The organism is Sorangium sp. So ce363 (genome assembly GCF_051520435.1).
Lineage (GTDB): Bacteria > Myxococcota_A > Polyangia > Polyangiales > Polyangiaceae > Sorangium > Sorangium cellulosum_B.
In genome coordinates, this window is sequence record NZ_CP150333.1 from 327168 (window position 1) to 340607 (window position 13440).

Consider the following 13440-nt stretch of genomic DNA (forward strand, 5'->3'; position numbering starts at 1 on the left):
CCACAGAAGCAGAAGCGCGCGAAAGCTTCGCCCGACCTTCCAGGCCCGCGGGGGCGAGGAACCTTGAAACCGTGTCGTCCGCCCGGCTATCTTCGCCCGGCCCGTGAACGGACCGGACCGAATTCGCGAGGTCCGCGGAGATACGATGAGCGTTGAGACGATTCGGATGGCCCTTGGGCGTCTGCAGGATGAGCCCGAAAACGAGGCAGCCTGGAACGAGCTCGCGGAGGCCGTGACCGCTCCGAACAACGGCGCGGGCCCCGGGGACGTCGAGCGCCTGCTCGGCGCGGCGCGCGGGCGGCACGAGCAGCGGAAGGAATGGCAGGCCGTGGCCCGCCTCCTCGAGCTGGAGATCGCCCTCGCCGCAGGCAGCGCCGTCGAGCCCGCGATGCAGGCCGAGCTCGCCCGCGTCTACCACGAGGAGCTCATCGACGTCGACCGCGCGGCGGCCGCGTACAAGCGGCTGCTCGAGCTGCGCCCCGACGACGACGCCGCGGCCGAGGCGCTCGAGACCGACGCCTCGAAGCGCGAGCGGTGGCGCGACCTCGTGGACCGGTACGTGGCCGAGGCCGAGGGCGCGACCGACGGCGCCTTCAAGAGCGCGCTCTACACGAGCGCGGCCGACATCGGCTACCGCTACGGCCGCGCCGAGCTCGGCGCCAGGGTGGCCGAGCTCATCGAGCTCGCCCTCATGCTCGACCCGAAGAACCTCCGCGCGGCCAACCTCGCCGAGATCGCCTTCTCCTCCGCGGGGGACTGGGACGCCGTCGTCCGCGTCCAGTCGCTCGTCAAGGGCGAGGCCCAGCTCAAGGAGGACCGCATCGCGGCGGCCGTCCGCGCGGCGCGCACCGTCAAGGCCCGCCTGAGCGATCCGACCCGCACCGTCGCGGCGTACGAGGAGCTGCTCGACCTCTCGCCCGGCCAGCCCGAGGCGCTCTCGTTCCTGACCGAGGCCTACTCCGCCGCGGGCGACTGGGATCGCCTCGTCGCCCTCTACGAGGACCAGCTCCGCAGCGGCGGCGTGAAGCCCGGCGAGGAGCTCGGCATGCTCGTGCAGATCGCCATGGTCCACTGGCGCATGCGCGGCCAGCCCCAGGCGGCCGAGCCCTATTTCGACCGCGTGCGCCGCGCCGACCCCGCGCACGCCGGGATGCTCAACTTCTACCGCGAGGTGCTCGATCAGCGCGGCGACAAGCCGCGGCTCACGACGATCCTCACGGACGCGCAGCGCGCCGTGCCCGACGGCCCCGAGAAGCGCGCCATCGCCACGGAGCTCGCGCGGCTCGCCGAGTCGCAGGAGAACGCCGCCAAGGCGATCGAGCAGTACAAGTCCGTGCTCCGGACCGACCCGGAGAACCGCCAGGCGCGCGACGCCCTGAAGCGCCTCTACCTGCAGACCGAGGGGTACAACGCCCTCGTCGAGCTCCACCGGCAGGACCTGGAGCGCACGCCCGCCGACGACGTCGCCGGCAGGGTCGCTGTGCTCCGCGAGATCGCCGCGATCTACCGCGATCGCGCCAAGAACGACGCGGCCCTCGTCACGGTCCTCACCCAGATCGTCCAGCTCGACGACAAGGACGTCGACGCCGTGCGGGAGCTGACCCGCATCTACGAGTCGCTCGGGCGCTGGCGCGACCTGCTCTCGTACCAGCAGCGCCTCGCCGAGCTGACCGAGAGCCCCGCCGAGAAGGCGGGGCTCTACCGCGCGGTGGCGCGGCGCTGGTTCGACCAGTTCTCCAACGTCCAGAACGCCATCGCGGCGTACGAGGCGCTGCTCACGGTCGAGCCGATCGACGAGGAGGCGCAGCAGAAGCTCCGCGAGCTGTACCTGAAGCGGCGCGCCTGGCCGCAGCTCTACTCGCTCTACGAGCGCAAGCTCGAGGGCGCCGAGGGCGCCGCGAAGATCGAGCTCCTCGGCGAGATGGCCAAGCTCGCGGCCGAGCGGCTCGACCGCGGCGCGGACGCGATCGCGCTGCAGAAGCGGATCCTCGAGCTCGACCCGAGCGCCCCCGGGGTGCTCGACGCGCTGGAGAAGCAGGCCGAGCGCGAGAAGGACTTCGCCACGGTCGCCGAGGTGCTCGAGCGCCGCGTCGACCTCGCGCCCGACGACGCGGCGCGGCTCGTCTCGCTGCAGAAGCTCGGGGCCGTGTACGCCGAGCGCCTCAAGGATCCGGCCCAGGCGGCGCGGACGTGGCGGCGCGTGCTCACGCTCTCGCCGGGGCACGCGCGCGCGCTCCGCGTCCTGCGCGACGCGTACTTCGCCGCGGGCGACTGGGACGGGCTCGAGGAGCTCTACGCCTCGCAGAACGACTGGGAGGGCCTCGTCGACTTCCTCTCGGGCGCGGCGGACAAGGCGACCGATCCGGCCACGAAGCTCGACATCTCCTTCCGCGCGGCCCGGATCTTCGAGGAGCAGCTCAAGGCGCCCGAGCGCGCGGCGCGCTCGTACGAGCGCGTGCTCAGCGTCTCGCCGAAGGACGCGCGCGCCGCGGCGGCGCTCGTGCCGATCTACGAGGAGGAGGAGAAGTGGGCCCGGCTGCCGGCGCTCTACGAGATCCTCCTCGACGCGACGGACGACGCCGAGGCGCAGGTCGGCATGCTGCGCAAGCTCGCGGCGGTGACGGGCGGGCCGCTCTCGGACAAGCCGGGCGCGCTCGGCTACGCGCGCCGCGCCTACGAGCTGAAGCCGGACGACGAGGGGCTCGATCTGCTCGAGGCCTGGTCGCGGGCGGCGGGCTCGTGGGGGCCGTTCGTCGAGGCGGTCGAGGGCCGGCTCCGGACGGCGGAGGACCTCGAGACCGACGTGCAGCGCACGCTGCGGCTGAAGCTCGCCGAGGTGTACGCGCGCGAGATGGGCAAGCTCGACGAGGCGGTGATCGTCTACCGCGGCCTCGTCGAGGACGATCCGTCCGACGACGACACGGTGCGGGCGCTCGACGCGCTCCTCCGCGCGAACGAGCGGCAGGCCGATCTGCGGTGGCTGTTCGAGCTCAGGGCGAGCCAGGTCGGGGGCGAGGACCGCGCCGAGATCCTCGAGGAGTGGGCGACGCTCGAGGAGGAGGTCTTCGGCGACCCGGCGAAGGCGATCGAGCTCCTGCGCAAGGTCATCGCGCTGACGCCCGGGCGCATCAACGCGCTGCGGGTGCTCTCGCGCCTCCTGAACGCCGCGGGCGAGTACGAGGCGGCGTCCGTGATCGTGGCCACGCACCGCGACGTCAGCGAGGGCGACGAGCGGGCGCGCCGCGAGATCGAGCTCGCGACGCTCTACCTGGACCGGCTGGATCGGCCCGCGGACGCGTTCGAGGCGGCGGTGCGCGCGCTCGATCTGTCGGCGCACGACCCGGACGCGATCGCCGTCCTCTCGCGGCTCGTCGAGCGCCCGGAGACGCGCGTGCGCGCGGCCAAGGTGCTCGCCGTCGAGTACGCCGAGACGGGCAACCACCGGCGCGAGGCCATGGCGCTCCGGGTCATCCTCGAGTCGGAGCGGGATCCGGCGCGGCGGCGGGAGCTCTACGTCACGCTCGCGAGCGTCGAGGAGACGAAGCTGCACGCGGCCGGGACGGCGTTCGACGCGCTCCTCCGGGCGCTGCACGAGTTCTCGGACGACATCGAGCTCTGGGATCGCGCCGCCGAGCTGTCGCGGCGCGCCGGCCGCCCGACCGACCTCGCGGAGGCGTACCGCGTGCACCTCGTCGCGGGCCGCACCGAGGGCGACAAGGTGCTCGGCAGCTCCGTGGAGGTCGAGCTCTGCGAGCGCGCGGCGAGCCTCCACGACGAGCAGCTCGGCGACCCGGAGGGCGCGAAGCCCTACCTGGAGCGGGTGCTGAGCCTCGATCCGAACAACCACCGCGCGTTCGAGCGGCTGAAGCAGATCCTGACGGCGGCCGAGCGGTGGGGCGAGCTCGAGGAGCTCTACGACCGCGCCGCGAAGGGCACGACGGACCAGAGCGAGCGCATCGAGCTGCTCAACGAGGTGGCGCTCATCGCCGAGGAGATCATCGGCGATGCCGCCAAGGCGATCGGCTACTACGAGCGCATCCTCGAGCTCGATCCGTTCTACACGGCGGCGCTCGACTCGCTGGAGAAGCTCTACGAGCGCGAGGGCCGCTTCCGCGACCTCGCGGCGCTCCTCGAGCAGCGCCTGAAGACGGCGACCGAGGCCGAGAGCGTCGAGATCAAGCTGTCGCTCGGCAGCATCTACCTCGACCGGCTGCACGAGCCCGATGGGTCGCTCGGGCACCTCGAGGACGTGCTGCGGATCCGCCAGAACGACCCGAAGGCGCGCGAGCTCGTCGAGCGGCTGCTCGACATCGGGGCGCTCCGGCTCCGCGCGGCGCGCGTGCTCGAGGCGGTGTACGAGGCGCGGGACGAAATCCGGCAGCTCGTGCGGGTCCTCGAGATCCGGCGCCAGGGCGCCGAGACCGAGTCGGAGCGGCGCGAGCTGCTCCGCCGGGTCAGCGTGCTCCAGGACGAGCGGCTCAGGGACGACGCGGGCGCGTTCGCCAGCCTGTCGGAGCTCCTGCCGCTCGAGCCGGAGGACCTCGCGGCGCGCGAGCGGCTCATCGAGATCGGCCGGCGCCTCGGCGAGCACGAGCAGGTCGCCGAGGTGCTCACGGCGGCGGCGGACGCGTGCGGGACGGCGACCATCCGCGGCGAAATCCTGATGGAAGTCGCGAGGATCTGCGAGGACCTCCTCGGCGACGCCGACCGGGCAGAGAAGGTCTACCGGCGCGTGCTCGCCATCGATCCGACCGATCCGACGCTGGTGATCCCGGCGGCGCAGGCGCTCGGACGCATCTACGCCGCGAAGGAGCAGCACCAGGCGCTCGCGGGCGTGCTCGCGATCGAGGTGCGCCTCGAGGAGAACGTCGAGACGCGGCGGTCGCTCTACGAGCGCATCGGGACGCTGCACGAGACGGTGCTGGACGATCCGGCCAAGGCGATCGAGGCCTGGCAGGCGCGGCTCGGCGACGACGGCGCCGACGTGGCGGCGCTCGCGGCGCTCGAGCGGCTCTACGAGCGGACGTCGCAGTGGCGGGAGCTCGTCTCCGTGCTCCGGGCGCGGGAGCAGTCGACGACGGAGCCGGAGGAGCGGCGGCGCGCGATGACCAAGGCGGCCGAGACGCTCGCGCAGAAGCTCGCCGACGTGCCCGAGGCGATCAACGCGTGGCGCGCGGTGCTCGACGAGTTCGGCCCGGAGCGCCCGACGCTCGCGGCCCTCGAGGAGCTCTACGAGCTCGACGAGCGCTGGGTCGACCTCGCCGAGACGCTGGAGGTGGACCTGTCCCTCGCGGTGGAGACGCCCGCCCGGCTCGATCTGCTGGCGCGGCTCGGCGACGTGCGGCGGCTGCACCAGGCCGACGCGACGGGGGCGCTCGAGGCGTACCGCCAGGCGCTCTCGCTCGACCCGTCGAACGCGCGCTGCCGCGCGGCGCTCGAGGCGATGCTCGAGCGGGAGGACGCGCGGCGCGACGCCGCCGAGACGCTCGAGCCGCTCTACGAGGCGGACGGCGACGCCGAGCGCCTGCTCCGGGTCCTGGAGATCAAGGTCGAGACCTCGGATCTCCCGAGCGAGCGGCTCGCCACCCTGCAGAAGTCGCTCCGCACCGCGGAGGGCCCGCTCGGCGACACGTCGCGGGCGTTCGGCTACGCGCTCCGCGGCGTGCGGGAGGCGGCGGGCGAGCCCGAGGTGACGACCTGGATCGCCACGGTCGAGCGGCTCGGCGAGGCCACGGGGCGCTGGTCCGAGGTGTGCGAGCTGTTCCAGCGCATCGCGCCGGACATCCTCGACGGCGACGTGCAGCAGAACGTGCGGCTGCGGGTCGGCGAGCTCGCGCGGCACAAGCTCGACGACCGCGAGCTCGCGGTCGAGCAGTACAAGAAGGCGCTCGAGGCCCGCGGGGACGACCGGCGGGCGATGATCGCGCTGGAGGAGCTCTACGGCGAGGCGCGCGACGCCGGGCGGCTGCTCGAGATCCTGAAGCTCCGGGTCGAGCACGCCGAGACCGACGAGGAGAAGACGGGGCTGCTCTTCCGGATCGCCGAGCTCGAGCGGGGCCCGCTCGGGGACCAGGCCGGCGCGATCGCGACCTACGAGACGATCCTCGACATCGCGCTCCACCCGGACGCGATTGCGGCGCTGGACGGCCTCTACCGCGAGGCGGGGCGCTTCCAGGACCTCATCCGGCTCTACGAGCGGCAGCTCGACGTGCGCGCCGGCGACCTCGCCGAGCTGCACGTCAAGATCGCGCTCGTCGCGCACCGGCACACCGAGGACCTGCAGCGCGCGTTCGACGAGCTCTCCGAGGCGCTGCTCATCGATCCGGCGCACGAGGGCGCGGTCTCGCTGCTCGAGGCGATCCTCGAGGGCTCGGCCGAGGCGGAGCACCGGGCGCGCGCCGGGGAGATGCTCGAGCCGGTGTACCTGCGCCGGGCGGACTGGAACCGGGTGAAGATCGCGCTCGACGCGCGCCTCGCCGCGAGCCAGGACCCGGTCGAGCGCCGCGATCTGCTGCAGCGGCTCGCGACGCTGCACGAGGAGCAGCTCGAGGATTACCGCGCGGCGCTCGAGACGGTGGCGAAGCTCCTCCACGAGGACCTCACCGACGAGGGGGTCTGGGCGGAGCTCGAGCGGCTCGCGAAGGTGGCGAGCGCGGAGCGGCGGCTCGCGGAGATCTACGCGGCGGAGCTCGGGGAGCTCACCTCGGACGACGCGTCGAGCGCGAAGCTCAGCCGGCGCACCGGCGAGCTCTACGCCCAGCTCGGCGACGTGGCCGACGCGCTGCGGTGGTACCGGCGCGCGCACGAGTTCGAGCCGGACTCGCGCGAGCTGTTCGACGCGATCGACGGGCTGCTCGTCAAGGAAGGGCGCCACGCGGAGCGCATCCAGCTCTACCGCGCGGCGCTCGACTACCGGAAGGACGAGGACCGGCTCGACGCCCTCCACACGATCGCGCGCCTGGAGCGGACGGAGCTCCGCGAGCCCGCGCTCGCGATCGAGACGTACCGCGCGGCGCTCGACGTCGACGAGAACGACGCCCGGGCGCTCGACGCGCTGACGGAGCTCTACCGCGAGCTCGACCGGCCGCGCGACCTCGCCGACCTCTACCTGCGCCGGGCCGAGGCGGCCCCGAACGGCGAGCGGGCGGCGCCCTACCGGCTCGCGCTCGCGGCGCTGCTGCGCACGCGGCTCGAGGACACCTCGGGCGCGATCGATCAGCTCGAGGCGATCGTCGGCGAGGTGCCCTCGCACGCCGAGGCGATCCGGGCGCTCGAGGCGCTCATCCAGGACCCGCAGCACAAGGCGCGGGTCGTCGAGATCCTCGGGCCGCTCTACGAGGGGGCGGACGACTGGCGGCAGCTCGTCCGGCTGAACGACGAGCGGTTCGGCCTCGCCTCGGACGCGCGCGAGAAGGTCGCGGTGCTCCGGGAGACGGCGAAGCTCTGGGAGACGCGCGGCAACGACGAGCTGCGCGCCTTCGACGCGACCCGGACGGCGTTCGGCCTCGATCCGGACGACGGCGAGACGCGCGGCGAGCTCGAGCGGCTCGCCGAGCAGCTCGGCGCCTGGGAGGAGCTCGCGGACAGCCTCGAGGCGGGGGTGACCACCACGTCGGACGAGCTCACGAAGCGCGAGCTGCTCTCGTCGCTGGCCAAGGTCTACGACACGCGCATCGACGACCCGCGCCGGGCGCTCCGCGCCTATGCGCGGCTGTCCGCGCTCGACCCGAGCGATCCCGAGCCGCTCGAGCAGATGGACACCCTGGCCGTGCTGCTCAGCGACTGGGACACGCTCATCTCCGTCCTCGAGAAGAAGAGCGAGATGGCGTCGGACGAGGAGAACGCCTCGATCTGCCGGCGCATCGCCGAGACCAAGCTCGAGATGCTCGAGGACACGGAGGGCGCAATCCAGGCGTACGAGCGGGCGCTCGAGCTCGATCCCGAGAGCGCGATGACGATCGACGCCCTCATCGAGCTGCACGAGCCGCGCGGCGCCGCGAGCCGCCTCGTCGAGCTCTACGGCCGGCGCGTCGAGCTCGCGGGCCCCGACGAGGAGGAGCTGCGCTACGACCTCAACGTGCGCGCCGCCGAGCGCTACGAGCGGGATCTCTCGAGCCCGCGCGACGCGATCGCGGCGCTCAACGCGGCGCTCGAGGCGAAGCAGGGCGATCCGGCGGTGCTGTCCGCGCTGGAGCGGCTCTACCGGGCCGAGCGGATGTGGGACGAGCTCCTGTCGAACCTGATGCTCCAGGCGAGCGCGGCCGCGGACAGGGACGCGCGCATCAAGCTGCGGACGGCGATCGGGGACCTCTACGCGGGGGAGCTGGAGAGCCCGAGCGACGCGATCGAGCAGTACCGGCTCGTCCTCGACGAGGACGCGGTGAACGACCACGCGATCCAGGCGGTCCGCGCCATCGGCGAGGGCCGGGAGGAGCTGCGGCTCGACGCCGCCGAGGTGCTCGAGCCCGTCCTCCGCGCGGCCGGCCGCCACGAGGAGCTCGCCGCCGCGCTCGAGCTGCGCCTGCGCGCGCAGACCGAGCCGACCGACCGGGCCGCGACCCTCCGGGCGATCGCCCTCGTGCAGGACGTGCAGCTCGGGCGCCCGCTCGAGGCGGAGCAGGCGCTGCTCCGGGCGCTGGAGGACGCGCCGGACGACGCGTCGCTGCACGGCGAGATCGAGCGGCTCGCGGAGCGCACGGACGGCTTCGGCCGCTACTGCGACGCGCTCGCGCAGCGGGCCGCGGCGACGTTCGACGCGACGATCGCGAAGGACCTGTTCCTGCGGATCGGCCGCATCGCCGAGGAGAAGCTCGGCGACGACCGGCGCAGCGCCCAGGCCTACGCGAAGGCCGTCGAGCACGCCGGCGACACGCCGGAGCTCCTCGAGGCGCTGGACCGGCTCTACGGCCGCCTCGCCGACGAGCGGTCGCTCGCGGACGTGCTCGAGCGCCGCGTCGCGGTCACGCCCGGCGATCGCGATCAGGCGGATCTCTTCTACCGGCTCGCGGTGATCCAGATCGGGTCGTTCGGCGACAAGCCGCAGGGCCTGAACACCCTGCGGCAGGCGCTCGATCGCGCGGTCGATCACGAGCGGGCGAGCGGCGCGATCGAGGCGCTCACCGAGGACCCGGCGCTCTTCGACGAGGCGGCCGAGGCGCTCGAGGGCGTCTACCGGACGCGGGGCGACAACGCCGCGCTGGCGCGCCTCTACGAGAAGCGCATCCGCTTCGCGCCGGGCGGCGCGGAGCGGATCCGCATGCGCCTCGACCTGGCGAAGGTGCTCGAGGTGCGCTCGAACGACCCGAGGGCGGCGCTGGAGACCCTCGAGAAGGCGCTCGCCGACGACCCGTCGGACCCGGACGTGCTCGGCGAGATCGAGCGCCTGGCCCCGCTGACGGGCGGCTGGGCGAGCGCCGCCTCCGCCCTGGAGCGGGCGGTGCGGGCCGGGACCGAGCTCGACGGCGACACGGCGCGCGACCTCTGGATGCGCATCGCCGAGTGGCAGAAGAACAAGGTGGGCGACGCCAAGGCCGCCGAGGCGGCGTACGAGGCGGCGCTCACGCACGATCCCACGAGCGAGCACATCCTGCGGTCGATCGAGGAGCTGCAGCGGGCGCCGGGGCGCGAGCGCGACCTCATCGGCACGCTGCGCCGGATCGCCGCCCTCGACGGCATGGAAGGGAGCGCGGGCGAGCTTCGCCGCGAGGCGAAGGAGCTCGCCGAGCGCGCGCTGGGCGACCGGGAGCTCGTCGAGGCGATCCTGCGCGAGATGATCGCCGCGGACGAGGGCGACACCTGGGCGCTCGCCGAGCTCACGAAGGTGCGGGAGGAGGCGGGCGACCACAAGGAGGTCTTCCGGCTGCTCGTGCGCCAGTCCGAGCTCTACGCCGAGGCCGAGCGCATCCGCGACGCGCGGCACGCCGCCGCGGCGGTCGCGCGCGAGCGGCTCGGCGACGACGCGGCGGCGATCGAGCTCTACGAGACGCTCTTCGAGGCGGATCCGGGCGACGCGCGCGCCGCGACGGCGCTGCGCGAGCTCTACGCGAAGGCCGGCAAGCACAAGGAGCTGCTCGCGCTGCTCGAGCGGCTCACCGACCTGGCCGAGTCGCCCGAGGCCCGCTCGGCGCTGCGCCTCGAGAGCGCGGAGATCTGCCTCTCGCGGCTCGACGCGGTGAGCGAGGCGACCGAGCACCTGCGCGCGGTCCTCGACGAGCAGCCCGACAACGAGAAGGCGACGGTCCTGCTCGCCCAGCTGCTCGAGAAGACCGGCCGCGATCAGGAGCTGTCGGACCTGTTCGTCACGCAGATCGAGCGCGCGAAGGACCGCGGCGACGTCGCGGCGGAGCTCTCGTACAGCGTTCGCCTCGGCGAGGTCTACGAGGCGCGGCTGAACGACACGGCGCGGGCGATCGAGACCTACCGCGCGGTCCTCGAGCGCGAGCCGCGCCACCACGGCGCGCTCCTCGCGCTGGCGCGCCTGCACGAGCAGCGCGGGGAGAAGGCCGAGGCGGCGCAGCGGCTCGAGGTGATCCTCGAGGACGCCCGCGCCGCGGAGGCGGTGGGCACGGCGCTCCGGCTCGCGGATCTGCACCGGTCCCTCGGCGACGAGGGCGCGGTCCGGCGCGTGCTCGAGCGGGGGCTCGCGGCGGACGGGTCGGCGCAGGAGATCAGGAAGCAGCTCCTCGCCCTCTACGAGAAGCAGCAGGCCTTCACCGAGCTCGCCGATCTCATCACCGGCGACGCCGAGGCGGCCACGCAGCCGGCCGAGAAGGTGGCGCTCTACCGCAAGGCGGCCGGCATCCACCTGGCGAAGCGGAACGATCCCGGCCGCGCGGCGGACCTCCTGGTCAAGGCCACCGAGCTCGTGCCGGGCGACCGCGAGCTCCTGCTCGCGCTGTGCGACGCGTACAGCGCCTCGGGCCGCGGCCAGAAGGCCGCCGAGGCGCTCCAGCAGATCGTCGAGTCCTACGGCGGCCGCCGCTCGAAGGATCTCGCCGCGATCCACCACCGCCTCGCCAAGGCCTACCTGGCCGAGGGGCAGCGGGAGCGGGCGCTCGCCGAGCTCGACATCGCCTTCAAGATCGACCCGGGCTCGATCGCCATCCTCCGCGACCTCGGCGTGCTGGCGCTCGATCTGTCGGAGTCGGGCGACGACGCGGCGAAGGCGGCGCACATCGATCGCGCGCAGAAGACCTTCCGCGCCCTGCTCCTCCAGAAGCTCGACGAGGGCGCGCCGATCAGCAAGGGCGAGGTCTTCTATTACCTCGGCGTGATCAGCCACCGTCAGAACGACGACAAGAAGGCGATCCAGATGCTGGAGCGCGCGCTCGACAACGAGCGGGACTTCGCCCCGGCGAAGGAGCTCCTGGCGCAGCTCAAGAAGTGACGTAATCTCGCCGCGTGACGCGGCTAGTCAGCATCGATGGTGTCATCCACCGGCCGGAGGAGGCCAGGGTCTCGGTCTACGACCGCGGCTTCCTCTACGGCGATAGCGTCTTCGAGACCATCCGCACCTACGGCGGCGAGCCGTTCGCTCTGGAAGAGCACCTCGCCCGCCTCGAGCGCTCGGCCGAGCGGATCGCGATCGCCCTGCCGATCCCGCGCGACGAGCTCGGCCGCGAGGTCGTCGCGCTGCTCCGGGCAGCGACGGCGGCCGGGAGCGCCGGGGCCACGGCGGGCTCGGCGGGCGCTCAGGGCTCGGCGTCCGCCGCGGGCTCGGCCGCGCCGCTCGAGAGCACCATCCGCGTGATGCTGACGCGCGGCAGCGGCCCGCTCGGGCTCGATCCCTCGCTCGCGGGCGCGCCCCTCCGCGTCATCCTCGTCGAGCCGCTGAAGTCGCTGCCTGGCGGGCTCTACCGCGAGGGGATGTCGGTCATCACGATCCGCACCCAGCGGGCCGGCGACGCGGCGCCCGGCGCCAAGGTCTCGAACTACCTCGAGAGCCTGCTCGCCCTGCGCGAGGCGCGGGCCGCGGGGGCGCACGAGGCGCTGATCCTCGACCCGTCAGGTCATGTCGTCGAGGGCACGACGTCCAACGTCTTCCTTGTCGAGCGGCGGCCCGCGGCGCACGAGGGCGCGGAGGACCCGGGGCACCTGCTCATCACGCCGCCCAAGGAGGCAGGGATCCTCGTCGGCATCACCCGGGCCCACGTGATGCACGTCGCGGGCGAGCTCGGCATGCCGGTGTGCTGCGAGCCGGTCACGATGGCCCGGCTCCTCGCCGCCGAGGAGGTGTTCATCACCTCGAGCCTCCGGGAGATCGTCCCGGTCGTTCGCGTGGACGCCCACACGATCGGCGCGGGTGTCCCCGGCCCGAAGACCCGGGCACTGCATGCGGCTTTCCGCAGGAGGGTGGGCGCTGGTGCGATGCCCCTCCCGTGGGAGACGCCCTGAGCCCGCTGCGGCCCGGCTCGACAGCGTCGAAATCTTGCGATCCATGACGTGCCGCTCGGAGCGCGCGTCCAAGGAACTGGTCGGCACGTTCCCTGCGCGGGTCGGATGGGGCTCGCACTTTGCCCGCCGTACAATCTGCCCGAGAGGAATCCATGATGAATCGCTCGCTTCGAATCGCCTGCTTCCTGGTGTGCTCCGTGTCCGCTGCAGCGACGGCTGGGTGTGCCCTGAGCATCGACGACAACTCCATCACCGCCGAGACCCTCGTGCGTTACGAGGGCACCAAGGAGCGCGCTCGGGTCGAATACCTACCAACCCAGAGCGTCCGCATCGTGAGCGAGAACGGGGACGTCGAGGTCGTCACCGGGGACGTGAGCGAGGTCGAGGTCAGCTTCTCCCCGTTCACGATGCGCAAGAAGGACGAGCGGGAGGTCGCGGTGGAGGAGATCGAGAACGACCTCAAGCTCGCCGCGATCATCGACGGCGATGTCGTGATCTCGACGCGGCGCGTCTCGGGCGGGTGGGGAGGGCTGGGCGCCGACATCCAGGTCGTCCTGCCCGCCGCGTTCGACGGCGGGCTCCGCGTCGAGCAGGACAACGGCGGCGTCGAGATCAACCTGGATGGCGCCCCGTCCCGCGGCACCACCGTGGTGAGCGACAACGGCAGCATCGACGTGGTCGGCGCGCGCGGCGCGATCGACGTGGCCACCGACAACGGCCATGTCTTCGTCGACCTTGACGCGTGGAGCGCCTCCGATGGCGCGATCAGCTCCGGCAACGGCGCGATCGAGCTCGCGGTGCCGGCCGGGGTGGACGGGACGATGACCGCGCACACGCTCAACGGCGACGTCGTGGAGCAGGGCATCCCCTCGACGTGGGCCACCGCCGGCGAGGGCAGCGCGACGTCGTACACGATGGGGGACGGCGACGGCGGCCTGCTCGAGCTGTTCACCGAGAACGGCGACATCACCATCGCGGTGAAGTAGCTCCACCAGGACAAAAGCCGAGAGGCGAGCGCCGGGTCGCCCCGGGCTCGCCTCCTGGTCC

General features: G+C 73.1%; 3 protein-coding genes. All 3 read left to right on the forward strand.

From position 1 onward, the window contains the following. The first annotated feature begins 232 nt into the window (after window positions 1-232). The 3 genes from WMF12_RS01320 to WMF12_RS01330 all read left to right on the forward strand — a co-directional run bounded on the left by WMF12_RS01320 (window position 233) and on the right by WMF12_RS01330 (window position 13379). Complete coding sequence (locus WMF12_RS01320; protein WP_437860227.1) at window positions 233-11386, forward strand: tetratricopeptide repeat protein; 11154 nt, start codon at window positions 233-235, stop codon at window positions 11384-11386. A 14-nt stretch (window positions 11387-11400) separates the two neighbouring features. After that, complete coding sequence (locus WMF12_RS01325; RefSeq protein ID WP_437860247.1) at window positions 11401-12393, forward strand: aminotransferase class IV; 993 nt, start codon at window positions 11401-11403, stop codon at window positions 12391-12393. Between the two features lie 152 nt (window positions 12394-12545). Then, on the forward strand, window positions 12546-13379 hold the full coding sequence (locus tag WMF12_RS01330; RefSeq protein ID WP_437860260.1) for a hypothetical protein: 834 nt from the start codon (window positions 12546-12548) through the stop codon (window positions 13377-13379). Window positions 13380-13440 lie beyond the last annotated feature (61 nt).